A 17,756-nucleotide genomic window follows, 5' to 3' on the forward strand; every position below is an offset into this window, starting at 1 on the left:
GGATGAGCCATACGCTGTTATCTGTGGAATTAGTGAAGATGAGATACGTTTGCAAATGAAGGATGATTTGGGAGGATTGGCAAAGAAATTGGAGATAACACCTGAAGAGGCTTTGATGAAATTGAAAGAAAATTATGATGGTTATCATTTCACTTCTCCTTCGCCCGATATATATAATCCTTTCAGTTTGCTAAATGCTTTTGCTGATGGAAAATTTGGATCTTATTGGTTTGGTAGCGGTACTCCTACATATCTGATTAAGATGTTGAATAAATTCGGAGTGAAACCTTCCGAAATTGGATGTAAACAACTGAAGTCCTCAGTTTTCGATGCTCCTACTGAAACGATGACTGATGCAGTGCCTTTATTGTACCAAAGTGGGTATATCACTATTAAGGATTATAATAAGATGCTAGACCTTTATACGCTGGATATTCCCAATAAAGAAGTAAGGCTGGGACTTATGGAGAGCCTTCTTCCTTATTATGTAAATAACAAGACACCTGAAGCAACTACCATGGTGGCTTATCTTTTTTATGATATTCAGAATGGTGATATGGATGCTGCTTTACACCGTTTGCAGGAATTTCTGTCTACGATTCCCTACTGCGACAATACAAGGTTCGAAGGACACTATCAGCAGGTCTTTTATATCATATTCAGTTTGTTGGGGTATTATGTGGATGTGGAAGTTCGTACTCCTCGTGGACGGGTAGATATAGTGCTTCGTACGAAGACTACATTGTATGTGATGGAACTGAAACTGGATAAAAGTGCGGGTGAAGCGATGGAGCAAATTGATTTGAAGAATTATCCGGAACGCTTTGCTTTATGTGGATTGCCTGTTGTAAAGGTGGCTGTCAGTTTTGATAGCGAACGGTGTACGATTGGGGACTGGAAGATTATAGGATGCTGATTATGTTGTTGATTTATAGTTTATTATATACTTAGGTAAATGAAAATAGCTCCGTAAGGGGCTTTTTTCTTTTCTATCCGGAATAAAAGCTTCACCTTTGCATTGTTGATCAACAAAACGTGAATAAATAAACTTGAATTTAAATCTTTAAAAAAAACGTAGTATGAGTGTAATTTACAAAGTCATTACGCGGCCAACAGATCCGCGTGTTCCCAATTCTCCTAAGAGATATTATCCGCATCTGATCACTTTAGGTCAGTCCGTCAACCTGAAATATATTGCACAGAAAATGCAGGATCGTTCTTCGCTGTCTGTCGGTGATATTAAGAGCGTAATCCAGAATTTTGTGGAAAAAATGAAGGAACAGTTGCTGGAAGGTAAATCAATAAATATCGAAGGTTTGGGTGTGTTTATGTTGACTGCCCGTTCCAAGGGTGCGGAGTTGGCGAAGGATGTTAATGCTAAGAGTGTGGATAGTGTTCGCATCTTTTTCCAAGCCAATAAAGAGTTGCGTGTCACCAAAACTGCTACCCGTGCAGATGAGAAGTTAGACCTGATCAGTCTGGATGAATATCTGAAGAAAATTAGTGTTACTGTATCTCCCACAAATCCTGAAAAACCGGGTGAAGGCGAAGATGGTGGAGATGATGGTGATGATGGTGGAGAGGCACCGGATCCCGCAGCTTAATGCCTTGACAATTAATAGTTGACGGTTAGAGTGTTCATTTAGTGTTTAATTTTAAAAAAGAAATGTCTATGAAAAAAACGTGGAGTATTATTTTGAAAGTGATTATTGCTGTTGCCGGTGCGATTGCCGGAGTGGTTGGTGTGCAGGCAGCAACGTTGTAATTGATTATCTTATAAATAGGTATATTTATGAATGAATAACAGGCGGGAGAAATCCCGCCTGTTTGTGTTTAGATATAATAAGAGAGCTACACTTCTTCGCATACTCTCATTTCCATTCCTTTATATACTACAACAATCTTATGCAACTGTGTGGTGCCAATAGCATTTTTTACTGTATCTGTATCAGCATAACGGTTGGTTTGAGCGATACCTTCTAATCGTAATTCATCCACACGATTTTCGGGGTCTTTGTATTTAGCATATTTCAACTCGATTATGTAGCTGTGTTTCATATCCGGATAAATATCTAATAATGGAGATAAGAAGATGTCAGCATATCCTTCTTGTGTATCTGCTTCCGAAATAGGGCGGTAGAACCGGTTTTGTGCAGTCATGGCTAGCGTGAAACCATGCACGAAAAATTCTCCCTTTTGCTTGTCGCGTTGGGAGGCGTAGCGTTTCAGGCAATCAGCTATGTAGTCAAAATAAGCTTTCCAGGTACCTCGATAAGCGAGCGAACTGGATAATTCATTTTTCTCATAATTACTGAAGCTTAAGTTGGCTTCATTGTAAGTGTTCAACAAATAGGTGTAAAGTTGTTCGCGAACTACCTGATTGGGAATGGTGAGTTTGCACTTTCCTTCATGTGTGCCACTAATAGTAAGCATGCCAAAATAATAGAGTAGGCTTATGAAATTGTCCGGATCAATAATACTGGCGGCTGGGAATCCTTTTTTCACTTCTCCAGTGATGTATCCTTGGCTTACTAAAGTCTGTATGATGGAAGCATCGTGCGCAAACTCCTTGTCTTTGCGGATGAGCATACGCAATTTTTCGTAGTCAATACGGATGTTGTCTTCTACCATATCTTTCGGTATTTCACCGTTATATTCTATATAATTTTTGACGAAATAAAGCACCATATTGGAATTGTACATCGTATCTTTACCATAGCATTCCTGTGCAAAACAGTAATTGTCATACCATGGTTTCATGATTTCTATCAACTCATTGATGGTATGATTGAAATGCCCTGTATTAGAATAATAAGTTAACATTTCGCGAACCTCACTTTCTGTGAATCCCATCAGTTCGTTGAATCTTGGTGACAATGAGTAGTTAGTGCCGATATTGAAACCGCTGGTCAAGTCATCCATTGTCACGGGACTGACACCAGTGATAAAACAGCGTTTAATGCTGGAGTCTGTGCCGGATTTTATTTTATTGAAGAAAGCACGTAAATAACCTTCTTTGTGTGTCTCATCAGTGTAACGGTTTAAGCTGTCGACATCAGAGAGTATTGTATTGGTGAAATGGTCGTATTCATCAATGAAGAGATAAATCTTTTGATTGACACGGGCGCACTCCGTAAACAGATATTCGAATTGGCTGACGGCTCCGTCTTTTTCGTCCATTTTTTCTTTGATTCCTTCAGGTAAGTAGTCAGCATAAACATCACAGAAATAGTCAAATACGATTCTGCAATGTTCGTCCAGACCTTTGCGGTAGCTGTGTAAATCTCCACTTATTCCCGAGAAATTTAATTTTATTACCAGATAGCTATTGCGATCCTTTGTGGGATGCTTTCCAATATAAAGATCGCCAAACAAAGCGTCAAACTTATCTTTGGCACGTACATCATAATAATGTTGAAGCATATTCAAAGTCAGACTTTTTCCGAATCGGCGCGGGCGGATAAAAAAGAAAAAACGATCTGATTGCTCTATCAAGGGGATGTAAGAGGTTTTATCCACGTAATAATAATTATCCAAACGGATGTCCTCGAAGTTCATCATACCATAAGGTAACAACTTCCTGTCTGATGATACATATTTCATAATTAATGTCTTTTATATGAATGCACTTTGAATAAGTGTATACAAAGATACTTTCTTTCCGCTATTTTCCCAAACAAACGTTCTTTCTTTTTGTTTCGTGCTATTTGTTAGGAGTATCGCTCTATATTTTAACAAAATAGAAAATCTAATCAAACTCGTTGGCTGAATAGCGGATTTTATCTACCTTTGCACCTTAATTAAATGCGTTATTTTAAGCGAGAAAAAACATGATTCGAAAAATAATAAAAGCTCTTTGGATATTTTTGGCAGTCGTTGTGTTGGCTATTGTTGTCATCTTTGTCTCTATCTCAAAGGGTTGGATTGGCTATATGCCTCCTGTAGAGGAACTTGAGAATCCGAGCTATAAATTTGCAACGGAGATTTTTTCTGAAGATGAGAAAGTGCTTGGTACATGGTCTTACAGCAAGGAAAACCGGGTGTACACGGCTTACAAGGATTTGTCACCCAGCATTATCAATGCTCTTATTGCAACGGAAGATGTTCGTTTTGTCGAGCATTCCGGGATTGATGCCAAAGCGTTGTTCCGTGCGTTTGTGAAACGTGGTTTGATGTTTCAGAAAAATGCAGGTGGGGGTAGTACCTTGTCGCAACAGTTAGCTAAACAGTTGTTTACGGAAAATGTGGCGAGAAATACACTTCAGCGTCTTTTTCAAAAACCAATTGAATGGGTGATTGCAGTGAAACTTGAACGTTACTACACCAAAGAGGAAATATTGAGTATGTATCTCAATAAATTTGATTTTCTGAATAATGCTGTTGGTATCAAAACTGCTGCATATACCTATTTTGGCTGTGAACCGAAGGACTTGAAGGTTGAAGAAGCAGCTACGTTGGTGGGTATGTGTAAGAATCCGTCACTCTACAATCCGGTTCGTTTCAACGAACGTTCCCGTGGCCGTCGTAATGTGGTGCTCGAGCAGATGCGTAAAGCCGGATATATCACAGATGCAGAATGTGATTCTTTGCAGGCTCTTCCGTTGAAACTGACATATAACCGTGTTGACCACAAAGAGGGACTGGCTACTTATTTCCGCGAATATCTCCGTGGCGTCATGACAGCACCGAAACCGGTAAGAAGTGATTATCGTGGTTGGCAAATGCAGAAATTCTATGAGGATTCTATCGCTTGGGAAACTAACCCGTTATATGGCTGGTGTGCGAAAAACAAGAAGAAAGACGGTACAAATTATAACATCTATACAGATGGATTGAAGATTTATACAACTATCAATTCACGTATGCAGCAGTATGCCGAAGATGCTGTAAAAGAGCATTTGGGTGATTATCTGCAACCTGTATTCTTCAAGGAAAAAGAGGGAAGTAAGAATGCCCCGTATGCAAGATCACTGCCGGAAAAACGAGTGGAAGAGTTGTTGACGAAAGCAATGAAACAAACGGAACGTTATCGCCTCATGAAAGAGGCGGGAGCTTCGGAACAACAGATTCGTAAGGCGTTCGATACACCGGAAGAAATGACTGTCTTTTCCTGGAAGGGTGATAAAGATACGATTATGACACCGATGGATTCAATCCGCTATTATAAATCTTTCTTGCGGACAGGATTTATGTCAATGGATCCGGCAAACGGACACGTGAAGGCTTATGTGGGTGGACCGAATTATGTATACTTCCAGTATGATATGGCGATGGTGGGACGTCGTCAGGTAGGTTCTACTATTAAACCGTATTTATATACATTGGCAATGGAGAACGGATTTTCTCCTTGCGACCAGGCACGCCACGTAGAGCAAACTTTGATTGATGAGAATGGGACTCCCTGGACACCACGTAATGCAAATGATAAGCGTTATGGAGAAATGGTGACTCTGAAATGGGGATTGGCAAACTCCGATAACTGGATTTCTGCATACCTGATGGGTAAGCTGAATCCGTATGATTTGGTACGCTTGATCCATAGTTTCGGTGTACGCAATAAAGCAATTGATCCGGTGGTTTCACTTTGTCTGGGACCTTGTGAAATTTCTGTCGGTGAAATGGTCAGCGCATACACGGCTTTTGCCAATAAGGGAATCCGGGTGGCTCCATTGTTCGTTACTCGCATTGAGGATAGTGATGGCAATGTCATTTCTACTTTTGCACCGCAAATGGAAGAAGTGATAAGCGCGTCGAGCACTTACAAGATGCTGGTTATGCTGCGTGCCGTTATCAATGAGGGAACGGGTGGACGTGTTCGTCGATATGGAATTACCGCCGATATGGGTGGAAAAACAGGAACGACCAATGATAACTCCGATGCCTGGTTTATGGGATTTACTCCTTCACTGGTATCCGGTTGTTGGGTAGGAGGGGACGAACGTGATATTCACTTCGGTAGAATGACCTATGGACAGGGGGCTGCTGCAGCTTTGCCTATCTGGGCGATGTATATGAAGAAAGTATATGATGACCCGACTTTAGGATATGACCAGCAGGAGAGATTCAAACTTCCTGAAGGATTTGACCCGTGTGCCGGTTCGGAAACTCCTGATGGCGAAGTGGAAGAAAGAGGACTGGACGATCTGTTCAATTAAAGAAGTGCACAAGTATATTGTTTGCATAGGGAGTAATTACAATAGGAAAGAGAACTTGACTTTTGCCAGGCAGAAGCTGACAGAATCGTTCTCTTCTATATGTTTTGCTCCCGAACTGGAAACTAAACCTTTGTTTTTTAAGAATCCGGCCTTGTTTTCCAACCAAGTGGTTCTGTTCTTTTCCGATAAGGATGAAGAGGTGGTGAGGAAAACGCTGAAAGATATAGAACGGAGGTCCGGACGTCGTCCGGAGGATAAGAAAGAGGAGAAGGTTTGTCTGGATATTGACATGCTTTTATATGATAACAAAATATTAAAACCGGAGGATTGGCAAAGGGGATATATACAACAGTCATTATCTGCTTTCCATTCTTCATTATTTATTAAGTAGATGAAATTTCTTGGAATTATACCTGCCCGTTATGCATCCACTCGTTTTCCTGCGAAACCGTTGGCTATGTTGGGCGGAAAAACAGTCATACAACGCGTATACGAACAAGTGGCAGGCGTTTTGGATGACGCTTATGTAGCTACGGATGATGAACGCATTGAAGCTGCTGTTAAGGCGTTCGGGGGAAAGGTTGTGATGACTTCCGTTCACCACAAAAGTGGTACGGATCGTTGTTATGAAGCCTGTACCAAGATTGGAGGTGATTTTGACGTCGTAGTGAATATACAAGGAGATGAACCTTTTATTCAGCCTTCACAACTGGATGCGGTAAAGGCTTGTTTCGATGATGCAACCACGCAGATTGCTACGTTGGTGAAGCCTTTTACTGCTGATGAACCGTTTGCCGTACTGGAAAACGTGAATTCACCGAAAGTGGTAGTCAACAAGAACTGGAATGCACTTTATTTTAGCCGTTCTATCATTCCTTATCAGCGGAATGCCGAGAAACAGGACTGGTTGAAGGGACATACCTACTACAAGCACATCGGATTGTATGCTTATCGTACAGAGGTGCTGAAAGAGATTACTATGCTTCCACAGTCTTCTTTGGAGTTGGCCGAATCTTTGGAGCAGCTTCGCTGGCTGGAGAACGGATACAAAATAAAGGTCGGTATCAGTGAGGTGGAAACTATTGGAATCGATACTCCACAAGACTTGGAACGGGCAGAAGAATTTTTGAAGAATAGAATCTAATCTTATGGATCGTACGATACAACCTGAAATACAAACCCTGAAAAATTTTCGTATACTTCCTCCCGTTCGAATGACGTTGCCAAACGGTATTCCGTTGACTGTTATTAATGCGGGTGAACAGGAAGTGGTACGCATAGATGTGCTTTTTGCCGGGGGACGCTGGCAACAGTCGCAGAAACTGCAAGCTCTGTTTACGAACCGGATGCTGCGTGAAGGTACAAAAAAATATACGGCTGCCACCATTGCCGAAAAACTGGATTACTACGGCTCATGGCTCGAATTGTCCAGTTCGTCGGAATATGCATATATCACTGTTTATTCGTTGAATAAGTATTTGGCGAAAACATTGGAGGTGGTGGAATCCATGATTAGAGAACCGCTTTTTCCGGAAAAGGAATTGCATACCATTCTCGATACCAATATCCAACAATACCAGGTCAATACTTCCAAAGTTGATTTTCTGGCACACCGCAGTCTGTTGCAGTCGCTTTACGGTGAACAGCATCCATGTGGTAAAATAGTGGTGGAGGAAGATTATCATGCCATCACTCCGGAAGTGCTCCGTGAATTTTATGAACGGTATTATCATTCGGGTAATTGCTCTATCTTTTTGTCCGGTAAGGTGACGGAGGATATTATCAGCCGGGTGACAGATACATTCGGCACTTCTTTCGGTCAGCATCAGCAGCAGGTGTCGAGATTAAGTTTTCCTTTTACTGCTGTTCCCGGAAAGAGAATTTTTACAGAGCGTGAAGACGCCATGCAGAGTGCTGTGAAGATGGGATATACGACCATTACTCGTAATCATCCTGATTATTTGAAACTTCGGGTATTGATGACTTTATTCGGAGGTTATTTCGGTAGTCGGCTGATGTCTAATATTCGTGAAGAGAAGGGATATACTTATGGTATTTCGGCAGGAATCATGTTTTATCCGGATAGCGGACTATTGGCTATCTCGACAGAAACGGATAATGAATATGTGGAACCGTTGATACAGGAAGTGTATCATGAAATAGACCTCCTGCATCAGGAACCTGTGTCAGCCGAAGAATTGACTATTGTACGCAACTATATGTTGGGAGAAATGTGCCGTAGTTATGAGTCGCCTTTCTCACTTTCGGATGCGTGGATCTTCATAGCTACTTCCGGTCTGGATGATGACTACTTTTCACGTTCTCTGCTGGCTGTGAATGAGGTTACTCCGATGGAAATACAGGATTTGGCACAGCGCTATTTGTGCAAAGAGACATTAAAAGAGGTCATTGCAGGTAAAAAGTTGTCATAAATTGCTTTCCGAAAGTGGGCTGTTTGGGATAGAAATTGTATCTTTGTCCAAATTGTAATTCTAAAATGAGTAACGACTAAAACCAATGAGGAAATATCTATATACTACACTTTTATTGGCTCTTCTTGCACAAGAGGGAGTGATGGCACAAGAAAATGAAGGAAAAAAAGGCGGATTTTTCGGAAAAATTAAAGATACATTCTCCACTGAAATAAAGATTGGCAACTATACTTTTAAGGATGGCAGTGTCTATACAGGAGAAATGAAAGGACGAAAACCGAATGGAAAAGGAAAAACAGTCTTTAAAAACGGTGATGTCTTTGAAGGTGAATATGTGAAGGGGAAACGTGAAGGATATGGAATTTATATGTTTCCTGACGGAGAAAAGTACGAAGGACAGTGGTTCCAGGATCAGCAGCATGGAAAAGGTATCTATTATTTTATGAATAACAACCGTTACGACGGTATGTGGTATCAGGATTATCAGCATGGTGAAGGAACAATGTATTATCATAACGGTGATTTATATGTAGGTCATTGGGTGAATGATAAACGTGAAGGCGAAGGTACATACACTTGGGCGAATGGAGCCAAATATACCGGTCATTGGAAAAATGATAAGAAGAACGGCAAAGGTATCATGAACTGGGACGATGGCTGTAAGTATGAAGGAGATTGGAAAGATGATGTCCGTCACGGAAAAGGGGTATTTGAATATACCAATGGAGATAAATACGATGGTGACTGGGCGGATGATATTCAACACGGAAGAGGTACTTACTACTTTCACACGGGCGATCGTTATGAAGGTTCTTATCTCTTAGGTGAACGCACCGGTGAAGGAGTTTATTATCATGCTAACGGCGACAAGTATGTAGGTAATTTCAAAAATGGCATGCAAGACGGAAAGGGTACTTTTACCTGGGCGAATGGTGCTGTGTACGAAGGAAGCTGGAAAAACAATAAACGTGATGGCAGAGGAGTCTATAAATGGAGCAATGGCGATGTTTATGACGGTGATTGGAAAGACAACCGTCCCAATGGACAGGGTACTCTGAAAACCGTTGCTGGGATGCAATATAAAGGTGGCTTTGTTGACGGATTGGAAGATGGACAGGGCGTACAAATCGACAAAGATGGTAATCGCTTCGAGGGCTTTTTCAAACAAGGAAAGAAAAATGGTCCTTTTGTGGAAACAGATAAAGATGGGAAGGTGATTAAAAAAGGAACCTATAAATTCGGAAGACTTCAATAGATGATAAATGGTAGTGGGCTGCGCATTGCGTGGCCTATTTTTTTGCATATATGTACCAGATGATGGAATAATGATAATTGGTATGGACAAAGAAAAATGGATAATAACCCAAAGCGGTCATTATCCATTTTATAATTTCCTGTTGAAAGTAACTTCAACTATCAACTAGCATTTGTCACCTATCATCTATTAAATGATGTATTGTGAACTGATAGATTCGTTATTCATCACTCGTTTGATTGTTTCAGCAAACATATCGGCAATACTCAACTGTTTTACTTTCGGACATTTCTTTGCGTATGGGATGCTGTCGGTAAATACCATTTCTGTCAGGGCAGACTCTTGCACGCGGAAAGAAGCCGGATCAGACATTACGCAGTGGCTGGCGATGGCGCGTACAGATTTGGCACCGGCATCCAACATGATGTTGGCTGCTTTGGTAATTGTTCCTGCAGTGTCTACGATATCGTCAATCAATACTACGTTTTTACCTTCTACGTCACCGATGATTTGCATAGATGCTACTTCATTGGCTTTTTCACGTGATTTGTTACAGAGTACCAATGGTACACCGAGGTATTTGGAGAAAGTACTGGCACGTTTTGAACCTCCTACATCCGGTGTAGCAATAACCAGATTTTCCAGTTGCAATGACTGGATATAAGGAAGGAATACTGCTGATGCGTACAGGTGATCTACCGGGATATTGAAGAATCCCTGAATCTGGTCTGCATGCAAGTCCATCGTAATCAGACGGTCGATACCTGCAACAGACAGCAGGTCGGCTACCAACTTAGCGCCGATAGATACACGGGGTTTGTCTTTTCTATCCTGACGTGCCCATCCGAAATAGGGGACTACAGCTACAATACTCTTTGCAGACGCACGTTTTGCAGCATCGATCATCAAGAGAAGTTCCATCAGGTTGTCTGAATTAGGGAAAGTGGATTGAACCAGGAATACGTGTGCGCCACGAATTGACTCCTCATATGAAACAGCAAATTCGCCATCGGCAAAATGGGTAATGTTCATATTTCCCAGAGGACAATCCAGGCTTGCGCAGATTTTTTCTGCCAGATATCTCGAGTTCGTTCCCGAGAATACCATAAAGGGTGCTTTTTCGCTCATTTTGTAATAGATGTTACCTATTTGTTAATTTGCCTGCAAAGGTAGGAATTTCTCTTATTATTTAGAAGGACTTATTGTATAAAAAATATTTTTCTCTCCAACTTATCGGAAATATTTGTAGATTTGCTTTCTGAAAACAGTTAATAGTCAAAAATGAGTTCACGCTTTCCTTTATATATAATAGGTATAGTGTTGTTTGCCTCTTTTTTTTCGTGCACTGATATGGTGCCGACCAAAGAGGTGCGCCTGATTGATTCATTAAACGGGAAAGCGTATGCTTATCGTTATCGAAGCCTGGATTCTTCTTATAAATATGCCAATGAAGCCTATAGACAGGTGAATTTCTACAAGTCGGGGAAAGCGGAAGCATCCAACAACCTGGGGTTCTGTGCTTTTATGGCTATGGACTTTGACCGGGCGGAAGCGTTGCATAAGGAAGTATATAAACTGACTAAAAATGAACTCGAACTGTTGATTGCCGACATCGGACTGATGAAAATCTGTCAGCGGACGGCTATGAACAAAGAATTTTATGATTATCGTAATAGTGCGCTCAAGCGCATGAAACGTATTCGTGAAGAGAGTGATTTGTTTGCCGACCGTCACGAGGCACTACGGCTGGATTATGCATTCACCGAATTTTTCATCGTTTCTTCTATTTATTATTACTATCTGCAGCAACGGCAGGAGGCCATCACATCTCTTAACCGGATTCCGGAAGATGAAGCTTTGACAGATACTAATCAGTTGCTTTATTATCATTATATTAAAGGTTCGGCCTCGTTGGTGGAAGCAACCAAGCCGGAAGACCGGAAAATGCGTGAGTTCGACCAACTTTATATTACCTGGCGGACAGCTGTTCAGACTAATCATCCTTATTTCGAAGGAAATGGTCTGCAAGGATTGGCTAATCTGATGGTTTCACCTAATAATTTCGAACTTTTTCGGACGAGAAGGGGATATGCGCTAGATCAGTTTGGGTTTCCCGTAGATTCGCTTTTGCCTTTGCGAATGGCACAGCGTGCGCTTGAAAAATTTCGTGAGTACAATGATTTGTATCAGATTGCCGGTGCGTATGTGTCTATCGGTAAATATATGAATGAGCACGGACGTTATACGGAGGCATTGGATACGCTTGCAAAAGCGTTGGATTGTGTGAATCAACATCACATGCTCTATTATCACCATGCGGCGGATACATTGGATAAACTACATGTTTTTGTAGAAGGAGATACGACTTATACCGGGGTTCCATGGATCATGCAGGAAGATGTGAGAACGGTACCTGAATGGATCTCAAGAATTCGGGAGCAATTGAGTGTGTCGTATGCGGGGCTCGGGATGAAGTATGCTTCTGATTACAACCGGAATATATATTTGGATATTTTGAATTATACCCGTCAGGATAAGGAGTTGGAGAGCCGCTATCTTTCATTGGAAGCCGATTCACGACAAATGACGCTTGTACTTTCTTTGGTTATTGTCGGGCTTGTACTAGTGGTTATTCTTTGGTGGTTTTTCAATAAACGGTCTAAAATAAGGAATCAGGTAGACGTGGAGCGTCTGCAACGGATTCTGACTCTTTGTCGGGACATAACTTCGTCCATTCCGATGAATGTTCCATTAATTCAACAAGGTATCGATCAATTATTTGGGAAAGGACGTCTTCAACTGGAAATTCCGGAGGAAGGAAAAGCGGCACTGGTTCCTCTGCATCGGTTGAACCGTGATGAAAAAGCTTTGGTGCATGTGCTTGAGCCGTATATTGTTTGGGCTGCGGACAATGAGCAGATGGTGGAAGCGTTGAGTGACGAGCGGATGCAGTTGGAAAAGCAACGGTATGTTTACGAACAGCATATTGCAGGAAATAAACGCCAGAATCTTATAAAGAAGGCTTGTCTGGCTATTGTCAATGGAATTAATCCTTATATCGACCGTATCTTGAACGAGGTGCATAAGTTGACGGAGCGGGGGTATATTGATAATGCGAAGATTAAGAAAGAGAAGTATCAATACATTGACGAACTGGTAACTACGATTAATGAGTACAACGATATTCTGGCTCTTTGGATTAAGATGAAGCAAGGAACGCTTAGCCTGAATATTGAAACTTTCAGTCTCAATGAACTGTTTGAGCTGCTAGGCAAGGGAAGACGTGCTTTTGAAATGAAAAATCAGAAGTTGGAAATTGAACCGACTACGGTTATGGTGAAGGCCGACCGGGCACTGACTTTGTTTATGATTAATACGCTGGCAGAAAATGCCCGTAAATATACTCCGGAAGGAGGAACCATTAAAGTGTATGCCCGCACTACGGAGGATGCCTATGTCGAGATCTCTGTGGAGGATAACGGAAGAGGTATTTCCGAAGAGGATGTGGCGTATATCATTGGTGAGAAGGTGTATGATTCCCGTGTGATCGGAATGAAGAATGCAGCCGATCCGGAAGTGTTGAAAGAAAACAAAGGTAGTGGTTTCGGATTGATGAATTGTAAGGGAATCATTGAGAAGTATAAGAAAACGAATGATTTATTCCGGGGATGCGTTTTTGATGTGGAGAGTGAACTGGGGAAGGGAAGCCGTTTTTATTTTCGTTTGCCTTCGGGAGTGCGTAAAGCGATGGGGGTATTGTTGCTTTGCTTGTTGCTTCCGTTGGGGATGGTTTCTTGTCTGCATGATCCGATTCCTCCCATGTTGCAGGATGGCGATTCGATTGTAGTAGTTACGGATTCTGCGTATGAGGATTTGCTGGATGTAGCGTCGGATTATGCGAATGCTGCCTATTTTGCTAATGTGGATGAAAATTATGAGTTGGCTTTGCAATATATAGATTCTGCGATGCTTTTTCTGAATGAGCATTATGAAAAATATGCGCGTCCGGATCGCCCGCATCGGTATATGAAGCTGGTAGGTGAGGGAACGCCTGCTGAAATCAGTTGGTGGAACGAACTGTTTGATTCGGATTATCATGTAATTTTGGATATCAGGAATGAGGCGTCAGTTGCTTTTCTGGCTTTGAAACAGTTGGATGCATATAGTTATAATAATTCGGCATTTACGGATTTGTATAAGTTGCAGGGAGAGGATCAAACTCTCGAAGCATATTGCCGGCAGTTGGAGCGTTCGAATACCAATAAGACGGTAGGAATTATTTTATGCTTTGTTTTATTGATTGTTTCGTTGGTCGGATATTATTTTCTGTACATGAGAAAACGTTTGCAGAATCGTTTGAATCTCGAACAGGTACTTGAGATTAACCAGAAGGTGTTTGCTGCATCTTTGGTGAGACCGCAGGAACAGGAAAATGCAGAGGCGCTTCAACGGGAAGAGAGTATGCTTAAAGAAATTCCGCAGCGGATTGTGGATGAAGCATTCGGTTCGGTAAATGAATTACTGACGATTGACCGGATGGGAATTGCCGTTTATAATGAAACGACACATCGGCTGGAATATGCTTCTCGTCCCGGACAGGAAATGCCGGAGATGGTAGAGCAGTGTTTTAGTTCCGGGAAATATCTTTCTGAACAGCATCTTCAGGCAATTCCGCTGATGGTGGAAGCAGGGAGCGAGCATCAATGTGTTGGTGTGCTTTATCTGGAGCGCAGAGAAGGAACGGAACAGGAGACGGATCGACTGCTTTTTGAACTGGTAGCTCGTTATGTGGCTATTGTTGTGTTTAACGCAGTGGTGAAACTGGCTACAAAATACCGGGATATCGAGTCGGCACACGAAGAAACACGCCGGGCTTCCTGGGAAGACAGCATGTTGCATGTTCAGAATATGGTGCTTGACAACTGTCTGTCGACTATTAAACATGAGACGATTTATTATCCGAATAAAATCAAACAGATTGTAGGGCGGTTGAATACGCAGAAGCTTTCGGAAACGGAGGAGCGTGAAGCAGTGGAGACTATGACGGAATTGATCGAATATTATAAGGGAATTTTTACGATTTTGAGTTCGTGCGCTTCTCGTCAATTGGAGGAAGTCACTTTCCGGCGTACGGTGATTCCGGTGCAGGAACTTTTGGATGCTGCCGGAAAATATTTCAAGAAGTTGATGAAGAATCGGCCGGAGAGGATAGAATTGGAAATAGAGTCGATGGAGGCGAAGGTGATAGGAGACGTGAATCAGTTGCGTTTTCTATTGGAAAATTTGATTGATGAAGCATTGACTGTGCGTGAAGATGGAGTGATACGTCTGCAAGCGCGCAAGGATAATGAATATATTCGTTTCCTCTTTACGGATACGAGACGTGAGAAGAGTGTGGAAGAGTTGAATCAACTATTTTATCCGAATCTGGCACGTATGACTTCCGGTGAAAAAGGGGAGTTGAGGGGAACGGAATATCTGGTATGCAAGCAGATTATCCGCGACCACGACGAATTTGCGGGACGTAGGGGATGCCGTATCAATGCCGAGCCGGCTGAAGGCGGCGGGTTTACAGTTTATTTCACTATTCCGCGCCGATAAAAGGAAAACACATAAAAGTTATTAGATAAGGAACATGGAAGAACAGAAGTTTAAAGTTATTATTGTAGAGGATGTAAAACTGGAGTTGAAAGGGACAGAAGAAATATTCCGTCATGAAATACCGAATGCAGAAGTAATCGGCACGGCAATGACGGAAAGTGAGTTTTGGCCGTTGATGGAGGCCCAGCTTCCCGATCTGGTATTGTTGGACTTAGGACTAGGAGGTTCTACGACCATTGGTGTTGATATTTGCAAGAATATATTCAAACGTTACAAAGGAGTTCGGGTATTGATCTTCACGGGTGAGATTCTGAACGAAAAGTTGTGGGTGGACGTATTGAATGCCGGTGCCGATGGAATCATCCTCAAAACGGGTGAGCTACTGACGAAAACAGATGTACAGGCTGTGATGGATGGAAAGAAATTGGTATTTAACTATCCGATTCTGGAAAAGATTGTAGATCGTTTCAAGAAATCTGTAGCCAATGATGCTAAGCGTCAGGAGGCTGTCATCAGCTATGATATTGATGAATACGATGAACGTTTTCTCCGTCATCTGGCTTTGGGTTATACGAAAGAGATGATTGCCAATCTGAAAGGAATGCCTTTTGGTGTGAAATCATTGGAGAAACGGCAGAATGATCTTATTGGACGTCTTTTCCCGAATGGAGAACGGGTGGGAGTGAATGCTACCCGGTTGGCAGTACGTGCATTGGAATTGCGTATTATTGATCTGGATAATCTGGAGCCTGACGAAGAGTAAATTAAGTATTAACGGTAGCTTCTTGCTTAGTCGGAAAATGATGAAGAATAAATGGCGTATGCCCCATCCCGCTACGATGTTCCTTCTGCTAACAATGGCAGTGGTCTTTCTTTCATGGATATGCGATATCTATGGGTTGAAAGTGACATTGCCACAAACAGGTGAGGACATCCGTGTACAAAGCCTGTTGAGTCCGGAAGGAATCCGCTGGTGGTTGCGGAATGCTATTAAGAACTTTACAGGTTTTGCTCCATTGGGCATGGTGATTATTGCTATGTTCGGATTGGGAGTGGCACAACATTCCGGTTTTATTGATGCTTGTATCCGCATGGGGGTGGGAAACCGGCAGGAAAAGAGGAAGATCATCTTGTGGGTGATTGTGCTTGGCTTGTTGTCGAATGCCATTGGTGATGGTGGATATATCATTTTATTGCCTATTGCTGCTATGCTGTTTCAATGGGTGGGGCTTCATCCGATTGCAGGGATTGTTACGGCTTATGTTTCCGTTGCGTGCGGGTATAGTGCTAATATTGTATTGAGTACGATGGACCCGTTGTTGGCGCATACCACGCAAGAGGCTGCACTGGCACAAACGGGTTATCAGGGGAATACAGAACCTCTTTGCAATTACTTTTTTATGAGTGCTTCAACGGTGGCCATTACGGCTATTGTGTATTGGATTACTCAAAAATGGCTTCTTCCTACGTTAGGTAAGTATGAAGGCAGTATGAAGGTGGTGGCTTACCATCCTCTGTCTCGTAAAGAGCGGCGTGCCATTATGATTTCCATTGTTGTGGCAGCTATCTATGTGGCTCTTATCTTGTGGCTTACTTTTTCTTCTTATGGAATTTTGCGGGGTGTGAATGGTGGTTTGATGCATTCGCCTTTTATTGCCGGTATTTTGTTTTTGCTTTCTTTGGGAGCAGGTATTACGGGAATGGCTTATGGATTCAGTTCCGGACGGTATCGCACTGACAATGACGTGATTGAAGGACTTACGCAGCCAATGAAACTTCTTGGAGTGTATTTCGTTATCGCTTTCTTCGCTGCGCAGATGTTTGCCTGTTTTGAATATTCCCATCTGGATAAATGTCTGGCGATTATGGGGGCTGACTTGCTTTCTTCGTTTGAACCGGCTCCTTTGTCTGCTCTTGTTCTGTTTATTCTGTTTACGGCATTGATAAATCTGATTATGGTATCTGCTACCTCCAAATGGGCTTTTATGTCTTTTATCTTTATCCCGATGTTTGCACAGATGGGAATTGCTCCGGATATAGCACAATGTGCTTTCCGTATCGGAGATAGTTCGACGAATGCCATTACTCCTTTCTTATTCTATATGCCTCTGGTGCTTACCTATATGCGGCAATATGATAAGCAGATTACGTATGGTTCATTGCTGAAATATACTTGGAGATATTCATTAGGCATCCTGGTTGTCTGGACATTGCTGTTTATCGTTTGGTATTTGTTGAAAATACCGATGGGATTGTAGGGTTAAGGAATGATTGCCGGGCTCCGGTTTATCTGATTGGAATTTTGTTTTTCTG

Annotated in this window: 13 protein-coding genes; 11 read left to right on the top strand and 2 right to left on the bottom strand. The window is 42.1% G+C overall.

The window, feature by feature from the left end; all coding sequences use genetic code 11:
• The 3 genes from DXB58_RS28285 to DXB58_RS27760 all read left to right on the top strand — a co-directional run.
• Window positions 1–916 (top strand): PD-(D/E)XK nuclease domain-containing protein (locus DXB58_RS28285; protein WP_233527355.1); only part of this gene is annotated, 916 nt, incomplete at its 5' end.
• Window positions 917–1,079: 163 nt separating this feature from the next.
• Window positions 1,080–1,604, top strand: coding sequence for an HU family DNA-binding protein (locus DXB58_RS23905; RefSeq protein ID WP_122138472.1), 525 nt, complete (start codon window positions 1,080–1,082; stop codon window positions 1,602–1,604).
• A gap of 68 nt (window positions 1,605–1,672) precedes the next feature.
• Complete coding sequence (locus tag DXB58_RS27760) at window positions 1,673–1,765, top strand: smalltalk protein (protein ID WP_004295819.1); 93 nt, start codon at window positions 1,673–1,675, stop codon at window positions 1,763–1,765.
• 86 nt (window positions 1,766–1,851) lie between these two features.
• Here DXB58_RS27760 and DXB58_RS23910 read toward each other — a convergent pair whose 3' ends face one another.
• Window positions 1,852–3,603 carry an AAA family ATPase gene (locus tag DXB58_RS23910; protein ID WP_122138473.1) on the bottom strand — a complete coding sequence of 584 codons (1,752 nt, stop codon included), beginning with the start codon at window positions 3,601–3,603 and terminating at the stop codon, window positions 1,852–1,854.
• 227 nt (window positions 3,604–3,830) lie between these two features.
• On the opposite strand from DXB58_RS23910, the gene DXB58_RS23915 reads away from it, so the two are divergent.
• The 5 genes from DXB58_RS23915 to DXB58_RS23935 all read left to right on the top strand — a co-directional run bounded on the left by DXB58_RS23915 (window position 3,831) and on the right by DXB58_RS23935 (window position 9,842).
• Entirely contained in the window at window positions 3,831–6,155 is a 2,325-nt protein-coding gene (locus DXB58_RS23915; protein ID WP_122138474.1) for a transglycosylase domain-containing protein, read from the top strand.
• 4 nt (window positions 6,156–6,159) lie between these two features.
• Window positions 6,160–6,546, top strand: coding sequence for a 2-amino-4-hydroxy-6-hydroxymethyldihydropteridine diphosphokinase (locus DXB58_RS23920; RefSeq protein ID WP_004295821.1), 387 nt, complete (start codon window positions 6,160–6,162; stop codon window positions 6,544–6,546).
• Window positions 6,547–7,299, top strand: a complete 753-nt coding sequence (gene kdsB / locus DXB58_RS23925; RefSeq protein ID WP_004303421.1) for a 3-deoxy-manno-octulosonate cytidylyltransferase — start codon at window positions 6,547–6,549, stop codon at window positions 7,297–7,299.
• Window positions 7,300–7,303: 4 nt separating this feature from the next.
• Window positions 7,304–8,587 (top strand): pitrilysin family protein, encoded by a 1,284-nt coding sequence (locus DXB58_RS23930; RefSeq protein WP_008777024.1) that lies wholly within the window; start codon window positions 7,304–7,306, stop codon window positions 8,585–8,587.
• A gap of 85 nt (window positions 8,588–8,672) precedes the next feature.
• Complete coding sequence (locus tag DXB58_RS23935; protein ID WP_008777023.1) at window positions 8,673–9,842, top strand: phosphatidylinositol-4-phosphate 5-kinase; 1,170 nt, start codon at window positions 8,673–8,675, stop codon at window positions 9,840–9,842.
• Between the two features lie 189 nt (window positions 9,843–10,031).
• On the opposite strand, the gene DXB58_RS23940 is transcribed toward DXB58_RS23935, so the two are convergent.
• Window positions 10,032–10,970, bottom strand: a complete 939-nt coding sequence (locus tag DXB58_RS23940) for a ribose-phosphate pyrophosphokinase (protein ID WP_008777022.1) — start codon at window positions 10,968–10,970, stop codon at window positions 10,032–10,034.
• Between the two features lie 153 nt (window positions 10,971–11,123).
• Between DXB58_RS23940 and DXB58_RS23945 the strand changes: the two genes are divergently transcribed.
• From DXB58_RS23945 to DXB58_RS23955, 3 genes are read left to right on the top strand one after another with little or no spacing between them, the layout of a single operon-like run.
• A complete protein-coding gene (locus DXB58_RS23945; protein ID WP_083793675.1) occupies window positions 11,124–15,443 on the top strand; it encodes a DUF5113 domain-containing protein in 4,320 nt (1,439 codons plus the stop codon).
• Window positions 15,444–15,477: 34 nt separating this feature from the next.
• Window positions 15,478–16,206 carry a DUF5932 domain-containing protein gene (locus DXB58_RS23950; RefSeq protein ID WP_004295828.1) on the top strand — a complete coding sequence of 243 codons (729 nt, stop codon included), beginning with the start codon at window positions 15,478–15,480 and terminating at the stop codon, window positions 16,204–16,206.
• Window positions 16,207–16,246: 40 nt separating this feature from the next.
• On the top strand, window positions 16,247–17,701 hold the full coding sequence (locus tag DXB58_RS23955; RefSeq protein ID WP_008777020.1) for an AbgT family transporter: 1,455 nt from the start codon (window positions 16,247–16,249) through the stop codon (window positions 17,699–17,701).
• Window positions 17,702–17,756: the final 55 nt, after the last annotated feature.

The organism is Bacteroides sp. OM05-10AA, from assembly GCF_003439055.1.
GTDB classification, from domain to species: Bacteria; Bacteroidota; Bacteroidia; order Bacteroidales; family Bacteroidaceae; genus Bacteroides; species Bacteroides intestinigallinarum.